19 protein-coding genes are annotated in these 20,909 nt (G+C 68.8%); 11 read left to right on the top strand and 8 right to left on the bottom strand.

The genetic code is table 11. The annotated features are described in order from the left end of the window. Positions 1 to 50: 50 nt before the first annotated feature. The 5 genes from YU1_RS0111800 to YU1_RS0111780 all read right to left on the bottom strand — a co-directional run bounded on the left by YU1_RS0111800 (position 51) and on the right by YU1_RS0111780 (position 4,622). On the bottom strand, positions 51 to 1,019 hold the full coding sequence (locus YU1_RS0111800; protein ID WP_029004247.1) for a glutathione S-transferase family protein: 969 nt from the start codon (positions 1,017 to 1,019) through the stop codon (positions 51 to 53). A 103-nt stretch (positions 1,020 to 1,122) separates the two neighbouring features. Then, complete coding sequence (locus tag YU1_RS0111795; protein ID WP_051356782.1) at positions 1,123 to 1,992, bottom strand: VOC family protein; 870 nt, start codon at positions 1,990 to 1,992, stop codon at positions 1,123 to 1,125. Positions 1,993 to 2,014: 22 nt separating this feature from the next. Next, positions 2,015 to 2,431, bottom strand: coding sequence for a DoxX family protein (locus YU1_RS0111790; RefSeq protein WP_029004245.1), 417 nt, complete (start codon positions 2,429 to 2,431; stop codon positions 2,015 to 2,017). A 136-nt stretch (positions 2,432 to 2,567) separates the two neighbouring features. Continuing rightward, on the bottom strand, positions 2,568 to 3,485 hold the full coding sequence (locus YU1_RS0111785; RefSeq protein WP_245263304.1) for a LysR family transcriptional regulator: 918 nt from the start codon (positions 3,483 to 3,485) through the stop codon (positions 2,568 to 2,570). 42 nt (positions 3,486 to 3,527) lie between these two features. Further along, positions 3,528 to 4,622, bottom strand: coding sequence for a hypothetical protein (locus YU1_RS0111780; protein ID WP_029004243.1), 1,095 nt, complete (start codon positions 4,620 to 4,622; stop codon positions 3,528 to 3,530). A gap of 244 nt (positions 4,623 to 4,866) precedes the next feature. On the opposite strand from YU1_RS0111780, the gene YU1_RS0111775 reads away from it, so the two are divergent. The 3 genes from YU1_RS0111775 (at position 4,867) to YU1_RS0111765 (ending at position 9,691) form a co-directional block, all read left to right on the top strand. Continuing rightward, the gene (locus YU1_RS0111775; protein ID WP_029004242.1) at positions 4,867 to 6,651 is read left to right on the top strand and encodes a glucan ABC transporter ATP-binding protein/ permease; all 1,785 of its coding nucleotides are present in this window, start codon (positions 4,867 to 4,869) and stop codon (positions 6,649 to 6,651) included. Positions 6,652 to 7,009: 358 nt separating this feature from the next. After that, positions 7,010 to 8,500: a D-alanyl-D-alanine carboxypeptidase family protein gene (locus YU1_RS29125; RefSeq protein ID WP_245263303.1), complete on the top strand. Its 1,491-nt coding sequence runs from the start codon at positions 7,010 to 7,012 to the stop codon at positions 8,498 to 8,500. Positions 8,501 to 8,518: 18 nt separating this feature from the next. Next, complete coding sequence (locus YU1_RS0111765; RefSeq protein ID WP_029004241.1) at positions 8,519 to 9,691, top strand: CobW family GTP-binding protein; 1,173 nt, start codon at positions 8,519 to 8,521, stop codon at positions 9,689 to 9,691. A 25-nt stretch (positions 9,692 to 9,716) separates the two neighbouring features. On the opposite strand, the gene YU1_RS34730 is transcribed toward YU1_RS0111765, so the two are convergent. The 3 genes from YU1_RS34730 to ccrA form a co-directional block, all read right to left on the bottom strand. Beyond that, on the bottom strand, positions 9,717 to 10,850 hold the full coding sequence (locus YU1_RS34730; protein ID WP_029004240.1) for a calcium-binding protein: 1,134 nt from the start codon (positions 10,848 to 10,850) through the stop codon (positions 9,717 to 9,719). 78 nt (positions 10,851 to 10,928) lie between these two features. After that, positions 10,929 to 12,170, bottom strand: a complete 1,242-nt coding sequence (locus tag YU1_RS0111755) for a TIGR03862 family flavoprotein (protein WP_029004239.1) — start codon at positions 12,168 to 12,170, stop codon at positions 10,929 to 10,931. A 104-nt stretch (positions 12,171 to 12,274) separates the two neighbouring features. Continuing rightward, complete coding sequence (gene ccrA / locus YU1_RS0111750; RefSeq protein WP_029004238.1) at positions 12,275 to 13,561, bottom strand: crotonyl-CoA carboxylase/reductase; 1,287 nt, start codon at positions 13,559 to 13,561, stop codon at positions 12,275 to 12,277. A 254-nt stretch (positions 13,562 to 13,815) separates the two neighbouring features. On the opposite strand from ccrA, the gene YU1_RS0111745 reads away from it, so the two are divergent. The 8 genes from YU1_RS0111745 to YU1_RS29120 form a co-directional block, all read left to right on the top strand. Further along, entirely contained in the window at positions 13,816 to 14,052 is a 237-nt protein-coding gene (locus YU1_RS0111745) for a GlsB/YeaQ/YmgE family stress response membrane protein (protein WP_029004237.1), read from the top strand. Between the two features lie 99 nt (positions 14,053 to 14,151). Then, positions 14,152 to 16,125, top strand: coding sequence for a protein meaA (locus tag YU1_RS0111740; RefSeq protein ID WP_029004236.1), 1,974 nt, complete (start codon positions 14,152 to 14,154; stop codon positions 16,123 to 16,125). A 452-nt stretch (positions 16,126 to 16,577) separates the two neighbouring features. Beyond that, a complete protein-coding gene (locus YU1_RS0111735; RefSeq protein ID WP_035715102.1) occupies positions 16,578 to 17,438 on the top strand; it encodes a dienelactone hydrolase family protein in 861 nt (286 codons plus the stop codon). A gap of 82 nt (positions 17,439 to 17,520) precedes the next feature. Further along, positions 17,521 to 18,663 (top strand): serine hydrolase domain-containing protein, encoded by a 1,143-nt coding sequence (locus tag YU1_RS0111730; protein ID WP_029004234.1) that lies wholly within the window; start codon positions 17,521 to 17,523, stop codon positions 18,661 to 18,663. A gap of 123 nt (positions 18,664 to 18,786) precedes the next feature. Continuing rightward, positions 18,787 to 18,942 carry a DUF5993 family protein gene (locus tag YU1_RS33985; RefSeq protein ID WP_029004233.1) on the top strand — a complete coding sequence of 52 codons (156 nt, stop codon included), beginning with the start codon at positions 18,787 to 18,789 and terminating at the stop codon, positions 18,940 to 18,942. Positions 18,943 to 18,952: 10 nt separating this feature from the next. Further along, on the top strand, positions 18,953 to 19,525 hold the full coding sequence (locus YU1_RS0111720; protein ID WP_051356781.1) for a disulfide bond formation protein B: 573 nt from the start codon (positions 18,953 to 18,955) through the stop codon (positions 19,523 to 19,525). Positions 19,526 to 19,690: 165 nt separating this feature from the next. Continuing rightward, positions 19,691 to 20,635, top strand: coding sequence for a DMT family transporter (locus tag YU1_RS0111715; RefSeq protein WP_029004231.1), 945 nt, complete (start codon positions 19,691 to 19,693; stop codon positions 20,633 to 20,635). Positions 20,636 to 20,704: 69 nt separating this feature from the next. Beyond that, a partial coding sequence (locus YU1_RS29120) for a transposase (RefSeq protein WP_035713895.1) occupies positions 20,705 to 20,909 on the top strand: 205 nt, incomplete at its 3' end.

Here is a 20,909-nt window from a genome sequence, read left to right as displayed (position 1 = left end):
CCGGCGCCTGCCGGGCACGGGGCGCGGCCTACACGGCCGCGGCCACGGGCTCAGGCCGTCATGCCCAGCAGATCGGACAGGTCCGGCCCCACCGGGACGATGCCGGCGGGATTGAGCGCCTTCATGGAATAATATCCGCGCTTGATGTGCGCGATGCTCACGGTGTCGCGCACACCGGGAACGGCGAGGACGCGCCGCGTGTAGGCGGTCAGCGCCGGATAGGCCGAAAGCTGGCGCAGGTTGCACTTGAACAGGCCGTGATAGGCCGCGTCGAAGCGGATCAGCGTGACGAACAGGCGGATGTCCGCCTCCGTGACACGCCCGCCGAGCAGGAACGGACCGATGGCCGAAAGCCGCGCCTCCAGTTCGTCCAGCATGCCGAAGACGTCGGCGAAGGCGTCCTCATATGCCGCCTGCGTGGTCGCGAACCCGGCCCGGTAGACCCCGTTGTTGAGGCGCGGATAGATGCGCGCGTTCAAGGCGTCGATCTCGGCGGCGAGATCCGGCGGATAGAGGTCCAGCGTCCCGTCCGCCAGCACCCCGAAGCCGGAATTGAGCATGCGGACAATGTCGGCGGATTCGTTGTTGACGATGGTCTTGCGCTGCTTGTCCCACAGCACCGGCACCGTCGCGCGGCCGGTATAATGAGGATCGGCGCGGGTATAGATCTCGTGCAGGTAGGTGGCGCCGTTGAGCGTGTCGCGGTCGGCGCCGGGGTAGTCGCCGAAGCGCCAGCCCTGGTCGGTGAGCGCGGGTTCGACCACGGACACCGAAACCACGTCCTCCAGGCCCTTGAGCTTGCGGGCGATCAGCGTGCGCGAGGCCCAGGGGCAGATCAGGGCCACATAGAGATGGTAGCGCCCGGCTTCGGCCGGAAAGCCGCCCTCCCCGTTCGGCCCCGCTGCGCCGTCGGGCGTCACCCAGTTGCGGAAGCCGGAGACCTGGCGCACGAAGCCGCCCTTCGCGTCGCTGGCCTGCACCGGCTGCCAGTCCGCCGTCCATTTTCCGTCGACGAGCATGGGTCCGTCTCCTGTTGCAGCCGGGGCTGTCCGTCTGTGCCAAACACGTTGATACAGACTGTTTTACCGCTCAAACGGCGATGCCGTTTGAGCCGAACGGGCTCTAAGCGGCGGGCCGCGCCACCAGGGCGATGGCGGTGCCCCAGGGGTCGGTCAGGGTGGAGGCCTCTGACACAGAGGCCCGGGCCGCGATGGCCTCAAGGCGCGAGGGGCCGGCCTCGATCGTCACTTCGGCAAGGCCTGTGGACGGATAGTCCCGCACCGGCGCTCCCCGGCTGTTCCAGACGTTGGTCGCCACGTGGTGATGATAGCCGTTGGCGGCATAGAAGGTGGCGCCGGGATAGTGGCAGGTGACGTCGAGCCCGAGCACGCCCGCGTAGAAGGCCTCCGCCGGGGCGATCGCGCCGACCTGGAGGTGGACATGGCCGACGCGGGAACCTTCGGGAAAGCCCTGCCACGCGCCGTCCGGGGCGGAGGCGAGCAGGCCCTCGAAGTCCAGTGCCTCGGTCACCATCTTCACCTGCCCGTCCTGCCAGGCCCAGGCCGAGGCCGGGCGGTCGGCATAGATCTCGACGCCGTTGCCCTCGGGGTCAGAGAGATAGATGGCCTCGCTCACGGCGTGGTCGGAGGCCCCCACCACCGGGGTATGGGTCGCCATGGCATGCCGCGTCCAGCGGGCAAGGTCCGCCCGCGCCGGCAGCAGGAAGGCGGTGTGGAACAGGCCCGCCTCGCGGGGCGAACGGCGGCGGGCCGCAGCGTCCCGCCGCAGTTGCAGGAGCACCGTGTCGCCCACCCCCAGCTCCAGGCTCGCCGCATCGCCGGAGAGGCGGTGCAGGCCGACCGCCTGTTGATAGAACGCGGCGACCCGGTCGAGGTCGTTCACGGTCAGCGCGACACGGCCCATGGCAAGGGCGGCACCGGCTTCAGGCTTCGCCACAAGGTGGCTCTCGGGAGCAAGGGATGGGGCGGCCATGGGACGCACTCCTTTCAGGCGCTCAGCGCGCGGACTTTCCAATGGGGGTGCGCACCAGCGCGAAGGCGCCGTCGCCGGTCAGCGCCAGCGCGATCAGGCCGACGATCCACAGCGCCAGATATTCCCAGCCGCCCTTGGGGTTGGTGAAGAAGAAGCCGGCCGGGCCGTGCACCGTGGCGATGGCGCCGAGCAGGACCGGGATCATGGCCACGGCCACCAGACGCGGCAGGAAGCCGACAATGAGCGCGACGGCGCCGAGCACTTCCCAGGCGATGGTCACATAGGCCAGCCAACCGGGCAGGCCGAGCGAGCCGAAGAAGGCCGCGGTGCCGGCAGGGGTAAAGACGAAGATCTTCAGGCCCGCATGGGCGAGGAAGAGGATGCCCAGGGCGATGCGCAGGAGGAGCGCGGCGTAAGGGGCGGTGTTGCTGTCGGACATGATGTGTCTCCGGCGATGGGTAAGGAACCGATGGCCGGACTATGTTCCTCGCCGGGCGCCGGATTAAGCCGGCGCGCCGGAGTTGTTTCCTTCCAGATAGGAAGGAATAGAGCTCGCGGCGGCGTGATTGCCCATTCTACCAGCCCACGTCCCAGGCCGGCTCCCCGCGGAAACAGGTGGCGAGGAAATCCACCAGCGCCCGCACCTTCAAGGCCAGATGCCGCCCCGGCGGATAGAGCGCATAGACGCCGTGCGGACCTTCCTCCAGCCCCAGCAGCAGCGGCCGCACCGCGCCGGCCTGGATGCGGGGGCCGGCGATGAAGCTCGGCAGGCGGGCGATGCCGAGGCCCGCCTCAGCCGCAGCCATGCACGCCTCACCATCGGAGAAGCGGATGCGGCCCGTGACCGCGACCGTCTCCATCTCCCCGTCTGCCCCGACGCGGAATCGCCAGTTGAACGGATCGCGGAAATTGGTGTCGATGACACATTCGTGGCGCAGGAGGTCCGCCGGCCGCAGCGGCTCACCTCGGGCCTTCAGGTAATCGGCGGAGGCGACGAGGACGATGCGGGCACCGCACAGCTTGCGGGCGATCAGGCTGGAATCGCCGGGGGCGCCGATGCGGATGGCCGCGTCGAAGCCTTCCTCCACCACGTTCACCACCCGGTCGGAGAAGCTCACGTCGAGCTGGATGTCGGGAAAGGCGCGGGCGAAATCCAGCAGCAGGGGCGCCAGCTGGATGGTGCCGAAGGATTTGGGAGCGGTCAGCCGCAGCCGGCCGGCGGGGGCGCCGGACGCGTTGCGCACCGAGGCGTCGAGGGCGTCGAATTCCTCCAGCAGCAGCCGGATGCGCTCGTAATAGGCCTGCCCCACCTCGGTGGCGGACAGCGCGCGGGTGGTGCGCTTGAGAAGCTGCACGCCGAGATCCGCCTCCAGCTTGGAGACCAGCTTGGAGGCCTGTCCGCTGCTGGTGCCCAGCCGCTCGGCGGCGGCCGCGAAGCTGCCGGTGTCCAGCACCGCCACGAACATGCGCTCACTGGCGAGGCGCTCCATCATCCAGCCCCCGTAAGCCGATGGCGTCCCCGCAGGTCCATGCCCTCACTCCCCGGCCGAAACGGACGGCAGCACGGCGGCGAGGCGCCGGTGGATCGCAGCCTCGTGCCGCTGCCACCAGATGCCGAGCGCCACGATGGCAAGCCCGAGCACGCTCAGCGCCAGCGGGAACAGCAGGCTGTCCTGGAACAGCTCGAAAGCCAGATAGCCGAGATAGGTGGCGACCCCGAGCGTGCCGAGCACGGTGAAGATGCGCCGGCCGATGGCGGCGCCGAACAGCACCAGCGCCGCGTTGAACAGCGCGTAGCCGAGACGCGCCCACTCGCTGCCGGCCAACCCGCTCCAGGCGGCGATGGCGCCGAACAGATAGAGCCAGGTGGCGTAATCCGCGGTCCGGCGGCGACGGCGATAGATGTCCAGCGCTCCGGCGACGACGCACATGATGACGCCGAAGGCCATGGACACGCGACGGGCATGATCCCATTCCCAGGCATCCGGCCCGCCCGGCGGCCAGTGGGACAGGTCCATGCTCATGTACCAGAGCGTGATGGCGAGCGGCATGACCATGAAGGGCAGCGGCAGGCGCCAGAGCATCAATCCGCCGGCCGCCAGCGTGGCCACCTCCAGCGTCACCCAGCGCCCGTCCACCCATTGGTGATACTGGCTGTAGCGCGCGCCGGAAATCCCACCGTCGAGTTCCGGCCACAGCCCCAGCGCATGCTGCACCGACCAGGTGGCGAGCGGCACCAGGCACACCGCCAGCGCGCCGAGCAGGCCGGCGGGAATGGCCAGCCCGCGCCGCAGCAGGATTTCGGCCGCGACCCAGCAGGCGACGCCGTAGAGCACGGCCAGCACCGCGATGCCCCAGGGGCCGAGCGCATCCCAGCTCAGCGTCATGAACAGGCTCATGGCGGCGATCGCCAGCAGCCCGCCGAAATAATAGAGCGTGTGGCCGAAGGTGAAGGCGGGCGCTTCCAGGCCGCCGGTGGCGCCGGCCGCCCGCGCCTTCAGATAGATCCAGAGCGCATCCGCCTGCGTCCGCTCCAGCACGCCCGCCGCAACCGCTCCCTCCAGGTCGCCGGGGCCGATGGCGAGCCGCCCGGACGGGGCGGCGGACGCAGGATGGCGCGGTTCGCTCATGACGGCTCCCGATGGACACGGACGGAGGCGCGCCGCCGGATCATCGGCGCGCACGCCTGCTTTCTTGCGCAATGAGCTGGACCGCATCAAGGCCGCGTCCGCAGCCCGGTCAAAAGATACCACGCGGCGAGGCCTTGCCTTGCCCCATGCGCCCGGTCTTTGCTGAACGCCAGACCCAGGGCCGGAGGCCGGGCGGCGGCGTAACCGCCTCTCGCCACCTCGGCCGACCCGGAGACGGCGCGCGATGAACCTGCTGCTGATCTATGCCCGCGCCTTGTCGCTGCTGGGCCCGCTGGCGAAGGTCGGCGTCGCGCTGGCGATCGGCAACCTTGCGCTCGCCGTGGCGCAGTTTGCCGAGCCCATCCTGTTCGGCCGCATCATCGACGCTTTGGCCGGGGCTCAGGCCGGGGCCCGGCCGCCCACCTATGGCGAGCTGGCGCCGCTGCTGGGGGCCTGGGTGGCGTTCGGCCTGTTCAACATCCTCGCCGGGGTGCTGATCTCGCTGCACGCGGATCGGCTCTCCCACCGCCGCCGGCTCGGCGTGCTGACGGAATATTTCGAGCACGTGCTCCAGTTGCCGCTCTCCTTTCATGGCGAGACCCACTCCGGGCGGCTGCTGAAGATCATGCTCCAGGGCACGGATGCCCTGTGGGGCATGTGGCTGTCCTTCTTCCGTGAGGATTGCGCCGCCGTCGTCTCGCTGGTGGTGCTGGTGCCGGTGGGCATCTGGATCAACTGGCGCCTCGGCATCGTGCTGGTGGTGCTGATGCTCGTCTTCGGCTTCGTCACCGGCTACGTGATGCGGCGCACGGAGGCCCTGCAACGGGAAGTGGAAGGCCATCACGCCAGCCTTGCCGAGCACGCCTCCGACGCCCTCGGCAATGTTGCCCTGGTGCAGAGCTACACCCGCATCGAGGCCGAGGTGCGCGGCCTCAAGGACACCGCCAGCCAGGTGCTCGCCGCGCAGATCCCCGTGCTGTCCTGGTGGGCGCTGGTATCGATCGCCACACGGGCGGCGACGACGCTGACCATCCTCGCCATCCTGCTCATCGGCACTTGGCTCTATCTCCACGGGCTCGCCGCCATCGGCGACATCGTCACCTACGTGGGCTTCGCCACCATGCTCATCGGGCGGTTGGACAACACCGTGGGGTTCATCAACCGCCTGGTCATGTCGGCGCCGGGGCTGGCGCAATTCTTCCAGGTGCTCGACACGGTGGGCCAGGTGCGCGACCGGCCCGGTGCCACGGTGCTGGCCGACGTGAAGGGCGACGTGCGGTTCGACGATGTCTCGTTTTCCTATGACGGCAAGCGCAGCGCCCTGGCCGACGTGTCGTTCCATGCCGCGCCGGGCGAAACCATCGCCCTCGTCGGATCGACCGGCGCGGGCAAGTCCACGGCGCTCACGCTGCTCCACCGCGTGTTCGACCCGCAGTCCGGCGCGGTGCGGATCGACGGCACCGACATCCGCGACGTGACGCTGGCCTCGCTGCGCCACCAGATCGGCGTGGTGTTCCAGGAAGCCATGCTGTTCAACCGGACCATCGAGGACAATCTGCGGGTGGGCAAGCCGGACGCCACCGAGGCGGAACTGCGCCTCGCGCTGGAGCGGGCCCAGGCGCTGGAGCTGGTGGAGCGCAACCCCATGGGCCTCAAGGCCATGGTGGGCGAGCGCGGCCGCTCGCTGTCGGGCGGCGAGCGCCAGCGCCTGTCCATCGCCCGGGCGCTGCTCAAGGACCCGCCCATCCTCATCCTCGACGAAGCGACCAGCGCCCTCGACGCCTCCACCGAGCAGAAGGTGCAGGCGGCGCTGGACGAGGTGATGAAGGGCCGCACCACCTTCGTCATCGCCCATCGCCTCGCCACGGTGCGCGATGCCGACCGCATCCTGGTGTTCGAGCAGGGCCGCATCATCGAGGCCGGCACGTTCGACGAACTGGTGCGGCTGGGCGGGCGCTTCGCCGCGCTCGCCCGCGCGCAATTCCTCGCCCCGGCCGACGCGGTCGAGAAGCCGCTGGTGGAAACGTAGGGGTGCAGGCCCTGAAAATTCAATCCATGATGGCACGAACGCCCTTGCGGGCGAGCCGGCGGGCGGGCAGAAAAAGTCATTTGACAGCAGTCCCTTAAGGGCGATGCGCCGGCTTTCCGCTCGGCCTCTCCAGCCGAACCTTGAGAAAAGTGATCCGGCCGGCCACGGCCTGAGGCAAGGTTGCGCCTTCCCCGAAACAGCGAAAAAGGATAAGGAAAACACCAGCGTCGCCGGGGGGCGTCCTACTCAGGCATGGGCAGAGCGTAACCCACCCGGTCGCCGCCCTGTGCCGCGTTCATGACGCGCGCGCCTATTCGCGGGCCGACGGGCCGGCGGCGTGCGCACGAGGGAGCCAGCATTGCCGGGCCTGTCCAGCCTTTCCGCACGTCTCGCGGCCGCCGTCTCGCCGGTGCGCGGCGCGGCCCTCCGCATCGCCCTCTCGGCCACCGCGCTGGTGTGCGTGGCCGGAACATCCGTGAGCGCGACCCCGGTGCTGCTGGTGGAAGCCGATACCGGCCGCGTGCTGGAGCAGCAGGACGCCGGCAAGCCGTGGTACCCCGCCTCCGTCACCAAGCTGATGACCGTCTATGTGGCGCTGAACGCGGTGAAGGAAGGCCGTCTGACCTTCGACACGCTGCTCACCGTCTCCCCGCTCGCCGCCAACCAGCAGCCGAGCAAGATGGGCTTCAAGGCCGGCACGCAGCTGACGCTGGAGAATGCGCTGCGCATGCTCATGGTCAAGTCGGCCAATGACATGGCCGTGGTCATCGCCGAGGGCGTGGGCGGCAGCGTTCCGGCCTTCGCCGAGGAGATGAACGACACCGCCGCCCGGCTCGGCATGCACGGCACCCACTACAACAATCCCAACGGCCTGCCGGACCCCGAGCAATACACCACCGCCCGCGATCTCGCGGTGCTGGCGCGGGCGCTGATCTACCATTTCCCCGAGCAGGAGGCGCTGTTCCGCATCCCCGCTATCAAGCTCGGCAAGGCGGTCATCCGCAACTACAACCGCCTGATCGACCGCTATCCGGGCGCCGACGGGATGAAGACCGGCTTCATCTGCTCCTCCGGCTTCAACCTGGTGGCGACCGCCACGCGCGGCAACAAGCGGCTCATCGCCGTCATCCTCGGCGCGCCGTCCGCCGCGACGCGCACCGAGCAGGCGGCCATGCTGTTCGAAAAGGGCTTCCAGCCGTCCTGGTCGATTTTCGGATCGGCCGCTCCGACGCTGGACAACATCGCCGATACCGGCGGCGAGCCCACCGACATGAAGGCCTATATCTGCGGCGGCAAGCGCGGCCAGCTGCTGTCGGAGAATGAGGACGACGCCATCTTCGGCAGCGGCGGCTCGGCCACCTCCTATGCCACCCAGGCGGCCCAGGCGGCCGGCTTCTCGGGCAAGAACCCCGGCGCGGCGCTGCTCCAGACCCTGCCGCCCTCCATGCCCCCCATTCCCGTGTTCCTGGGCCCCAAGGGCGCGCCGACTCCGCTGGAGACGGCCTATCCCGAGGAAGAGAAGAAGCCTGTCGCGGCCAAGCCCGGCGACAAGAAGACCAAGCAGGCGGCGACCACCACCGGGGACGTCGACAAGAAGCTCGCCCCCCCGACGGCGGCGAAGCCGGTGTCCTCGTCACGGCCCAACGCCACGCTGACCAATGCGGAGAAGCACGGCTTCCAGGCGAAGCCGGTGCCGGCCGCAAGGCCGCAGCCTGTGCCCCAGTCGGCAGCCAAGCCGGCGACCACCGCGGCCAAGCCCAATACCGCCGCACCCAAGACAGCAGCCAGCAAGCCTGCGCCGTCGGACAGCGATGCGGCGCCCGCACCGGCCGCCCGGCCCGGAACCTGAACGCCTGAAGGCGATGTCTTGACCGATCCCTTTCCGGACGCGCCGGCGCCCGCCACCGCGCCTCGGCGCGGCCCGCCGGAGCCGCTTCCCGTCACTGTCCTCACCGGCTTCCTCGGCGCCGGCAAGACCACGCTGCTGAACCGTCTGCTGGCGAACCCGGCGCTGGCCGACACCGCCGTGCTCATCAACGAGTTCGGCGAGATCGGCCTCGACCATCTGTTTGTGCGCGAGGTGGATGAGGGCGTGGTGCTGCTGGCCAGCGGCTGCGTCTGCTGCACCGTGCGCGGCGACCTCGTCGCGGCGCTGGAGGACCTGCTGCGCGGGCGCGACAACAACCGCCTGCCGCCTTTCTCCCGCGTGCTCATCGAGACCACCGGCCTCGCCGACCCCGCCCCCATCCTGCACACGCTGATGACCCACCCCTACCTGCTGCTGCGCTATCGGCTCGACGGCGTGGTGACGGTGGTGGATGCCATCAACGGCAACGCTACCCTCGATGCCCAGCCGGAGGCGGTGAAGCAGGCGGCGGTGGCGGACCGCATCGTGCTGACCAAGACCGACCTCGCCACCACCCCGGCGCAACAGGCGGACCTTGCCGCCCTGCGCGCCCGCCTTGCCCGGCTCGCCCCCCTGGCGCCGGTGCTCGACGCGGCGGCGGGAGAGGCGAGCGCGGACCGCATCCTCAAGGCCGGCCTGTATGACCCGGCGCGCAAGATCCCCGACGTGGCGCGCTGGCTGGCCGAAGAGCAGATGGCGGCGAACCGGGAGGCGGCGGAGGGCCTGCCGGGCGGGATCGATCCCAACCGCCACGACGACCGCATCAAGGCCTTCACGCTGGCCACCGACGCGCCCATCTCCGCCTCGACGCTGGACCTGTTCCTGGAACTGCTGCGCGCCACCCACGGCGGCAGCGTGCTGCGCATGAAGGGCATCGTGAAGCTGCAGGACGACCCGTCGGCCCCGGTGGTGCTGCACGGCGTCCAGCACATCATGCACCCGCCCACCCGCCTGCCGGCCTGGCCGGACGACGACCACCGCACCCGCCTCGTCATGATCGTTCGCGACCTGGAGCCGGCGGTCATCCAGCGGCTGTTCGAGGCCTTCCTCGGCGTGCCGAAGGTGGATACGCCGGATCGCGCCGCCCTCACCGACAATCCCCTCGCCCCGCCCGGCCTCGCCGGCGGCCGCTGACGGCCGTCGGCGGGGCCTTAAGGGTTCAGGCGAAGAGGTCGAGCGCCAGATTGTCCGGCGTCAGGTCGGCGATGTGGACATTCTCGATGATCACGCCGATCGGCCAAGGGCCGTGCCCGGAGAGGTCCAGATAGAGCCCCTGGTCGGTCTCCGTCAGATGGTCGACGAAATCCTCGAACGAGTGGATGCCGGTCTCCGACTGGCGGTAGAGGGACAGTTCGATCTTGTCGCCGTCATCACCCGCCTGGAAGTCGATGATGCGGTCGCGGCTCGAATTCAGATCGTCATAGACGAAGCTGTCGGAACCCGAGCCGCCGACGAGGAAATCGTTGCCCCAGCCGCCTTCCAGGCGGTCGTCGCCGGCCCCGCCGCGCAGGCTGTCATGGCCTTCCATGCCATAGAGGCTGTCGTTGCCCGCCCCGCCGCGCAGATAGTCCCGGCCCGCGCCGCCATACAGGATGTCCTCGCCGGCGCCGCCGTAGAAGGTGTCGCTCCCCTGCGTCCCGAACACGTTCATGCTCTCGAAATTGGTGAAGGTGGTGCCGTTGGCCGTGGCCCCGTCCGAGAAGCTGAAGGTGACGCCCGTCGCCTGGGTGAACGCGATCACCACCTGGTCGTTGCCCGCCCCGCCATCGGCGATGGCCGCGCCCGCGCCGATGATGACGGTGTCGTCCCCGACACCGGCGTCGACCACATCCACGGCATGATACTGGCCCGAGCCGACATAGATGGTGTTGTCGCCCGCATCGCCGACCAGCACGTCGGCCCCGTTGGTGCCGGTGATGTTCTCGATGCCGAACAGCAGGTCGCCCTCGGCATCGCCGCCCGCGCCTTCGCCGGTGGCGAGGTTCACGCTCACGCCGACCTGCGGCCCGCTGACGAGGCCTGAATAGTCGGCGGTGTCGATGCCGTCGCCGCCGATCAGCAGGTCCGCGCCCGCCCCGCCATGGAGGCTGTCTTCGCCGGTGCCGCCGGTGAGGACGTCGTCCCCGCCATTGCCCACCAGCGTGTCATTGCCGCCGTCGCCTTCCAGGTAATCGGCGCCGGATCCGGCATAGGCGACGATGACGTCATTGCCTTCGCGTCCGACCAGGACATCGCCTTGCGGAGACAGGCCTTGCAGATTGTCCGAATCCAGGGTCCCGATAATATCGACCATGTTACCCACCCATCCGGTATTTGCGGATGCATGAGTATGTCCAGACCCAGCGTCACATCCTAAGATTTTAAGTTATGCTCATTTAGCGGCGAAATTCGAAACATCTTTGCAGGTCTTGAGGCGGGCCAGCACCCCTTCGGCCGCCGCCCGGCCGGTGGCAAAGCAGGCCTGCAGCAGATAGCCGCCGGTGGGTGCCTCCCAGTCCAGCATCTCGCCGCAGACGAAAAGATCGGGCCGTCCGCGCACCGAGAAGTCGTCTTCGACCTCCGCCCAGGCCAGGCCACCGGCGGTGGAAATCGCCCGTTCCAGGCCGCTTAGGCCGCTGATCTGAAGCGGCACGCCCTTGATGAGGCGGGCCAGCGCCTCCGGGGTTCCGGGCCGCTCCGCCATGCCCTCACGCAGCAGCGAGGCGTGGACCGGCGACAGCCCCGCGGCCTTGCGCAGCCGCTCCGCCAGGGAGAGCTTGGCCGGCGCGGCGGCAAGGCGCGCGGCGAGCGCCGCCACGTCGAGGTCCGGCCGCAGGTCGACGGTAATCTCCGCCTGCCCGCCGGCCGCGAAGGCGTCGCGAATGACACGGGACAGGGCATAGACCGCGCCGCCTTCCAGCCCCGTCCCGGTGACGACCATCTCGCCGCGCACCCGCGCCTCACCGCAGGAGAGCGCGATGCGCTTCACCGGTGTGCCGACAAAACGGCTCCGCATCTCCTGCGACCAGTCGATCCGCACGCCCATGTTCGCGGGGGCGAACGGCGTCACGGCAAGGCCTTGTCCCTCCAGGAGGGCGCGCCAGCCGCCGTCGGAGCCGAGGCGCGGCCAGGAGGCACCACCCAGCGCCAGGATCACGGCATCGGCCCGCACCGTGACGGGGCCGTGCAGCGTCTCGAAGGTCAGCGCGCCGGCGGCGTCCCAGCCGGTCCAGCGGTGGCGGGCCTCCAGCACCACGCCCGCCGCGCCCAGCCGCCGCAGCCACGCCCGCAGCAGAGGCGAGGCCTTGAAGCTCTTGGGAAACACCCGGCCGCTGGAGCCGGTGAAGGTGGGCTCGCCCAGGCCGTCCGCGAAGGCCCGGAGCGCCTCGGGCGGAAAGGCGCGAATGGCGGGCGCGAGGCGCCCGACAGCCGGGCCGTAGCGGGTGAGGAACAGATCGAGCGGCTCGCCATGGGTGAGGTTCAGCCCGCCGCGTCCGGCCATGAGGAATTTGCGCGCCGGCGCGGGCATGCGGTCGAAGATCCGCACGGCGACGCCGGCCTCCGCCAGCCGCGAGGCCGCCATCAGCCCAGCCGGGCCCGCCCCGATGATCACCACCTGTCTTGGAACAGCCATGCCGGGCTTGTGGCGCCAATCCGCGCCCCTGTCCATGGGGTGCGGCGCCCGTGCCGGGCGCCGCCGAGCGGCATCCGCCCGGCTGCGACGCCGGGCCGGGACGCTCAGTCTCCCGTACAGGCCTCCACCACGTCCTCGAACGAGCGCAGGCCCGCCCGCGGCGCGTTGACGAGCACGGCCATGTTGCCTGGCGGATGCTGGTTCTTCCACATCATGGTGTGGGCCAGCGGGATCTTATCCCACGGGAACACCTCCGACATGCAGGGGTCCACCCGCCGGTCGATGATGAACTGGTTGGCCGCCGAGGCCTGCTTCAGATGGGCGAAGTGCGAGCCCTGGATGCGCTTCTGGCGCATCCACACATAGCGCGCGTCGAAGGTGATGTTGAAGCCGGTGGTGCCGGCGCAGAACACCACCATGCCGCCGCGCTTGGCCACCAGGCAGGATACCGGGAAGGTCTGCTCGCCCGGATGTTCGAACACCATGTCCACGTCGCGCTTGCCGGTAATGTCCCAGATCGCCTTGCCGAACTTGCGGGCTTCCTTCACCCAGTCATTGTACTCGGGCGAATTCACCTTGGGCATCTGGCCCCAGCACTTGAAATCCTTGCGGTTGATCACGCCCTTGGCGCCGAGACCGAGCACGTAATCGCGCTTGGTCTCGTCCGAGATCACGCCGATCACATGCGCGCCGGAGGCGGCGGCAAGCTGCACGCCGAACACGCCGAGCCCGCCCGAGGCGCCCCATACCAGCACGAACTGGCCCGGTTTCACGTCATGCGGCGCGTGGCCGAACAGCATCCGATAGGCGGTCGCCATGGTCAGGGTGTAGCAGGCGCACTCTTCCCAGGTGAGATGCTTGGGGCGCGGCATGAGCTGGCGCGCCTGCACGCGGCAGAACTGCGCGAACGAGCCGTCGGGCGTCTCATAGCCCCAGATGCGCTGGGACGGGGAGAACATGGGGTCGCCGCCGTTGCACTCCTCGTCGTCGCCATCGTCCTGATTGCAATGGACGACCACCTCGTCGCCCACCTTCCAGCGCTTGACCTTGGCCCCCACCGCCCAGACGATGCCGGAGGCATCGGAACCGGCGATGTGATAGGGCTGCTTATGCACGTCGAACACCGAGATGGGTTCGCCAAGGCCCGCCCAGATGCCGTTGTAATTGACGCCTGCGGCCATCACGAGCACCAGCACGTCGGTCTCGCCCAAGTCCCAGGTGGGCACGACCTCCACCTGGAAGGACTCCTCCGGCGGGCCGTGCCGCTCGCGGCGGATGGTCCAGGCGTACATCTGCTTCGGCACGTGGCCGAGCGGCGGGATCTCGCCGAGCTCGTAGAGGTCCTTGAGCCCCGGATCGGATGTGGGGGTGGCGGTGGCGGGCTGGCCCATGGGTCCTCTCTCCTCTCACGGACCATTCGGTCTCGCTGCACAATCGGAAGTCGACGATCACGCTGTTTCGCGTTGCAGCGTAGCAGAGAAATTCCGCCTGACGAGCCTTCTTTCGACGGAGAGGGGACCGCGGCCTGTGGGTCTGCGGCGGTGCCCTCGTCCGGCGCGGCGCGACGGCGCGCCCCCTTCCGAACGCCGGCGTCCTGGCCCAAGATCGGGCCGCGCCGTCCGGCGGCAAGGCGAAAGGACACAGCATGGGTGCGTTGATCGGAATGCTCATCGTCGGCGCCATCGCCGGCTGGCTGGCGGGACAGCTGTTCCGGGGCAAGGGCTTCGGCCTGCTCGGCAACATGGCCGTCGGCATCGTCGGCGCGCTGGTGGGCGGCTTCCTGTTCGGCAACATCTTCATCGTCGGCGGCATCGTGGGCAAGATCATCTCCGCCACCATCGGCGCGGTGATCCTGCTGTTCGTGATCTCGCTGGTGACGTGAGCGGGCACCGCACCTAGACAAAAATGGCATCGACGGCGTTTGCGTTGCGGCGCAAGATAAAGCCGACCAGAACGTGCAGAAGCGCGAAGGGGGGAGATTATGGCGAGCCGTGACAAACCGTGGCTGTTCCGGACCTATGCCGGGCATTCGACCGCCGCGGAGTCCAACAAGCTCTACCGCTCCAATCTCGCCAAGGGGCAGACCGGCCTCTCGGTCGCCTTCGACCTGCCCACCCAGACCGGCTACGACAGCGACCACCCCCTCGCCCGCGGCGAGGTGGGCAAGGTGGGCGTGCCCATTTCCCATCTCGGCGACATGCGGGCGCTGTTCGCCGACATTCCGCTCGCCGACATGAACACGTCCATGACCATCAACGCCTGCGCGCCGTGGCTGCTGGCGCTCTATATCGCGGTGGCGGACGAGCAGGGCGCGGACCGCGCCCGCCTCCAGGGCACGACGCAGAACGACATCATCAAGGAATATCTCTCGCGCGGAACCTATGTATTCCCGCCCGCGCCCTCCATGCGCCTGACCAAGGACGTGATCGTCTTCACGACCGAGCACCTGCCGCGCTGGAACCCCATGAACGTGTGCTCCTACCATCTCCAGGAAGCGGGGGCGACGCCGGTGCAGGAGCTGGCCTTCGCGCTGGCCAACGCCATCGCCATCCTCGACACGGTGAAGAAATCCGGCGAGGCGGAAGGAGCGGCTTTCGGCGAGGTTGTGGGGCGCATCTCCTTCTTCGTGAACGCCGGCATGCGGTTCATCACCGAGATGTGCAAGATGCGTGCGTTCGTGGATCTCTGGGACGAGATCTGCGTCAACCGCTACGGCATCACCGACGCCAAGCAGAAGCTGTTCCGCTATGGCGTGCAGGTGAATTCGCTCGGCCTGACCGAGCAGCAGCCGGAAAACAACGTCTACCGCATCCTCTTGGAGATGCTTGCCGTTACCTTGTCCAAGAAGGCCCGCGCCCGCGCGGTGCAACTCCCGGCCTGGAACGAGGCGCTGGGCCTGCCGCGCTCGTTCGACCAGCAATGGTCGCTGCGCATGCAGCAGGTGCTCGCCTACGAGACCGACCTCTTGGACTATGGCGACATCTTCGACGGCTCCACCGAGATCGACCGCAAGGTGGAGGAGCTGAAGGCCGAGGCGCGGGAGGAACTCGCCCGCATCGACGCCATGGGCGGGGCGGTGGCGGCCATCGAGAACAGCTACATGAAGCAGCAGCTGGTGGAATCCAACACCCGCCGCCTGGAGGCCATCGAGCGCGGCGACCAGGTGGTGGTGGGCGTCAACCGCTGGACCGATACCGAGCCATCGCCCCTCACCACCGGGGAAGGCTCCATCCTCACCGTGCCGGAGCATGTGGAGCCCGAGCAGGTGGCCCGCCTGAAGGCCTGGCGCGAGAGCCGCGACGGCGCGGCGGCAACCGCCGCGCTGGAGGCGCTGAAGCGCGCCGCGCGGGAGGGCACCAACATCATGGAGCCGTCGATCCAGTGCGCCAAGGCCGGCATCACCACCGGCGAATGGGGCACGGCCCTGCGCGAGATCTTCGGCGAATATCGCGCCCCCACCGGCGTCGGCCGGGCGGCGCGGGTGGACACCCAGGGCCTCGACGAGGTGCGCACCCGGGTGGAAGCCGTGTCGGACAAGCTCGGCCGACGGCTGAAGTTCCTGGTGGGCAAGCCGGGCCTCGACGGCCACTCGAACGGCGCCGAGCAGATCGCCGTGCGGGCCCGCGATGCGGGCATGGAAGTGGTCTACGAGGGCATCCGCCTCACCCCGGCGGAGATCGTCAATGCCGCGCTGGAGGAGAGCGTTCACGTGGTCGGCCTCTCCATCCTCTCCGGCTCGCACGTGCCGCTGGTACGCGACGTGATGGAGCGCATGCACGCCGAAGGGCTGAGCGACATTCCGGTGGTGGTGGGCGGCATCATCCCGCCGGAGGACGAGGCGCAGCTGCGCGGCTTCGGTGTGGCGGCGGTCTATACGCCGAAGAATTTCGAGCTGAACCGCATCATGGCGGACATCGTCTCCATCGTGGACCGGGAGGCCCAGGACGCGGCCTGATCCCGCCGGCGGAACGAAGCCCCAACACGGCGGCGCGTCCGATTCGGGCGCGGTTTGTCCCCGCCCCGTTCCGCCGTCGGAGCGGGCTTTCCCGTTTCGAGACGCAGCTCCGCCGCGCCCCGGCCCGAGGCTCCCGTCCCAGGAACAAGACCGGAAAGCGCGGCGCTTACCGATTCGGGCCCGCTTTGATCCCTTGCCGTTCCCCTGACGATGACCCGCCGTCCCGTTCCGGGACAGGCACGGGAAACGCTGCCGTGCGGAACGAAAGCGGAAGGCACCGCCTTGGGCGATTCGGACACGCTTTAGCCTCGGCCCGTTCCGCGGTCCGGCCGTCATCGTCCCGTTCCGGTACGCATGCGCCGGCCTGTACCGCTGGGGGACGGTGCGTCCCACGGCAAAGCTGCCTAAGGTCGCGACGGAGCCGCAGGGAGTGTGCTCTCGGGGAGGTGGTCATGCGCGCGTTTCAATACGGCGTCGGCGCCGTGGTTCTGGCCCTCTGCGGCATGCTGGCGGCGGGTACCGCGCGGGCGCAGGAGAAGGTCTCCTTCCCCTCGCGCGACGGCACGACCATCGACGGCTACCTGTTCCGCACCGGCGCCGCGACGGCGCCCGCGGTGGTGTTCGCCCATGGCTGCGGCGGCCTGTTAGGACGTGGCGGCGCCATCAACGTCCGCGAGCAGGACTGGGCCCGGCGCCTCACCACCGCCGGCTATCACGTGCTGATGGTGGACAGCTTCACCCCGCGCGGCGTGCGCAGCATGTGCGCGCCGGCCAACTTCCAGGGCGAGGTCTATCGCGCCCGACCGCAGGATCTCTACGGCGCGCTCGCCTATCTCCAGGCACAGCCCTTCGTGAAGCCCGACAAGGTCGCGGTGATCGGCTGGTCCCTGGGCGGCGGTGCCGTACTGAACACCCTGCGCACCGACAGTCCCGCCCGCCTCGCCGGCCTGCCCCCGGCCCGCGATTTCCGCGCCGCCATCGCTTTCTACCCGGCCTCCTGCAACCTGGAGCGGCAGAAGGGCGGCTGGAGCAGCCGCATTCCGCTCCTCGTACTGCTGGGAGAGAAGGACGTCTGGTCGCCGCTCGCCCCCTGCGAGGCCCTGCTCACCCAGGCGGCGAGCGCCGGCAGCCCGGTGACGTTGCGCATCTATTCCGGCGCCTATCACGATTTCGACTGGCCCGGCCTTGCCTATAAGGAGCGGCCCGAATTCCGCACCGCTTCCGGCGCCGTGCCCATCGTCGCGATGGATCCGGAGGCCCGCGCCGACGCCCTCGACCGGGTGCCGGCCTTTCTCGCCCGCTACCTGAAATAGGCCGCAAGCACGCTGGGTGTCGTGACAACGCAACGGGAATAGCGCCAACTTGACGGGGGCGACCGTTCAGGGAGAGCAGCACATGACCACCATCGTCGAGCCGACCGAGGCGCAGCTCAAGGCACTGGTCGAACCTTATCTTGATGGCGTGCCGGACGGCGTGAGCCTCGGTTTTGCCATCGGCATCGCCAGCCCCACCTTTTCCACGATCTACACCTTCGGCGGGCTGCGCATGCAGGACGGCACCGCGCTGGCCTTCGATGCCGATACGCCCTTCGTCATCGCCTCGGTGACCAAGACGTTCACCGCCACCGCCTATGCCTATTATCTCGACGGCGAAGACCTGGAGAATGCGGTGCTGGGCGACTATCCGGAGCTTGAGATCGGCAGCCAGTTCGCGCAGATCCCGCTCACGACGCTGGTGAACTACACCTCCGGCCTGCCGCAGGACAATGGCGCGGCCGACGACGAGCCGGCCAACATGCCCCAGCCCTATACGATCCCCGGCATGCTGGGCTTCCTGAACTACACCACCATGGGGCCGTTCCCCGAGCCGGCCTATCGCTATTCCAATCTCGGCTTCGCGCTGATGGGGGCGGTGATGCCCACGCTCGCGGGCACGGATGATCCCTATGAGCAGATCGTGGTGGATCTGATCTTCGAGCCGCTGGGTCTCTCGGCCCAGTTCTTCGACGAAGTGCGGCTCGACACCTTGCCGCGCGGCTATTTCTACAATGGACAGACCTACAATTCCATCGCCGCGCCAGGATGGCCGCAGTTCACCGCTTATAACGCCGCGGGCGGCATCGTCGCCACGCCGGACGACATGTTGAAGTGGCTGTGCTTCAACATGAGTTTCGAGCCGCAATCGCCGCTCAGCCCGCTGCTCGGCCAGCTCCAGACCGCCTCGACCACGGTGACCACGCCGTGGGGCGACCAACTGGGCCTCGCCTGGTTCCTCACCCCGGCCAGCGACACCACCTTCGCCACGGTCTGGAAGGACGGCGACCTGCCTGGCTTCAGCAGCTACATCGCCTTTCTGCCCAGCGAGACGCCCGGCGTCGCGCCCGCGCCGGGCGGGGTGTTCGTGCTCAGCAACACCGAGGGGATGACCGATTCCAACGGCACCGAGATCTGCGCCTCCCTGGCCAACGACATCCTCTATCTGATGCAGGGCTTGACCCCACCGGACGACAAGACCGCCTATCCCCGCTCCAAGCGCTGAGGCCCCCCGGCGCGTCGCGCGCGACGCCCACGCCGACCGGCTTGCGTTGCATGCCGGTCGGCGCCTGCTCTAGCCTGTCCAGACAAGCGATTCCATTCGCGACCCGCCGCCGGGAGGCCGCCCATGATGAGCATTCCATTCTTCGGCGTCGCCGCCGCCTTCATCTGCGTGTTCGCCGGGCAACGGGGTGCCGCACTGGTACTCTGGGCGCTGTCCATGGCGGCGCTGCTGGTGCTGTTCCGCCTGCACGCCACCGATCCCCTCAACATCGTGCTGTGAGGGGCCGTCCATGACCGCGCTCATCAACGCTCCCACGTCCCGCCTGCTCAACGCGCTCGGCCTGCTGGCGGTGAGCATCGTGCTCATCGTCGCCTTCGTGGACCAGATCGTGCTGGGCGACCTGCCCTGTCCGCTGTGCTTGCTCCAGCGGGCCGGCTTCGTCGGCGCCACCCTCGGGCTCGCGCTCAACGTGAAGTTCGGCCCGCGTCCAAGCCATTATGCGGTGGTGATCCTCTCTGCCTTTGGCGGCGCGCTGATTTCCACCCGGCAGGTCCTGCTGCACATCGTCCCCGGCACCGGCACCTATGGCGACGCCTTTCTCGGGCTGCATTTCTACAGCTGGGCGCTGGTCGTCTACATGGCCATCATCCTGGGCAGCGCCGTCATGCTGCTGTTCGACCGCCAGTTCGCCCCGGCCGAGGCGGGCGCCGGCACCCGAGGCGGCGCCACCTTCGGCCTCGCCATAGTGGCGCTGGCGGCACTGCTGGCGCTCGGCAACGGCGTGTCCACGGTGCTGGAATGCGCCGGCGGCCTGTGCCCGGACAATCCCACCTCCTATCTGCTGCTGCCCGGGGGGCGATAGGCGCTTTCCCGCTCATCCATCAGCGGGGGCGATGGATGGCGCACCGACTTTCATTTCCGCTTTTGCCTTGCGCGGGGTAGAGGAAGCCACCCGCCGGGGCGGCGGAACGGCCCGCGCCGGCGGGCCGTAAACGACATCCGGACGTACCGGGTGCCAGGAGGTTTCATGTCGCGTCACCTCGCCAGCCGGATGCTGGCTCCCATCGCCAACGCCCCCTATCTGCTGCTGAGCCTCACCGCGCTGCTGTGGGCCATCAACATGGTGGTGGGGCGCTACATGGTCGGGGCGGTGCCGCCCATCACCATCGCCTGCCTGCGCTGGCTGGGGGCGACGCTCATCATCCTGCCGTTCGCCTGGCCGCAACTGCGCCGCGACGCGCCGATCATCCGGCAGCACTTCTGGCGGCTGGTGGTGCTCTCGGCCAGCGGCATCGCCTGCTACAACGCCATGAGCTATTACGGCCTGCAATATACCCAGGCGCTCAACGGCCTGCTGGTGCAGTCCATGGGGCCGCTGCTGGTGGCGCTGTGGAGCCTGCTGCTGTTCCGCGATCGCCTCGCCGGCGGGCAGGCGGTGGGCATCCTGATCTCGCTGATCGGCGTCGTCGTCATCATCAGCCGCGGCGACATGGACACGCTGCTGCACCTGAAGCCCAACGTCGGCGACATGTGGATCATCGTCGCCCTGATCATCTATGCCTTCTACACCGCCATCCTGCGGGTGCGCCCGCCGCTCGGGCCGCTGTCCTTCCTCGCCACTATCATGGCCATGGGCGCAGTGCTGCTGGCCCCGTTCATGGTCTGGGAACTGGCCAGCGGCAGCGCGGTGCTGCATTTCGACCGCTTCACCTTCGCGGTGTTCGCCTACGTCTCCACGGCACCGTCGCTGCTGGCCTATCTCGCCTTCAACCGCGGGGTGCAACTGGTGGGTGCCAACCGCGCCGCGCCCTATTTCCACCTGATGCCGGTGTTCGGCTCCGCGCTGGCCATCCTGTTCCTCGGCGAGCGCTTCGAGTGGTTCCACGGGGTCGGCTACGCTTTGGTGCTGGCGGGCATCGTCACCGCCACGCGCTCCAAGCCGGCGCCCGCCGAACCCGCCGACGGCCTCTAGGTAGTGTGGACTCTTGGGGTTCCCGGGCTGAATGATCTGTGATTCAAAGCTGCCTTTGATGAGGCAGCGATGGGTGTTCTTGATCGACTGGTGCTTGGGGATGAGCAGTGGGCGCGGATAGCGCCGCACATCATCGGCGACGAGCGGACGCGCGGCTCTTCGGGCCGGGACAATCGTATGTTCATCGAGGCGGTGCTGTGGATCGTGCGCACCGGCTCGCCTTGGCGCGATCTGCCGGAGCTGTTTGGAGAATGGAACACCGTCTTCCGTCGCT

Source organism: Azorhizobium doebereinerae UFLA1-100 (assembly GCF_000473085.1).
In the GTDB taxonomy this organism is placed as follows: Bacteria; Pseudomonadota; Alphaproteobacteria; order Rhizobiales; family Xanthobacteraceae; genus Azorhizobium; species Azorhizobium doebereinerae.
Note: the sequence above shows the minus strand (reverse complement) of the source record. Positions and strands in the feature narration are given on the sequence as shown.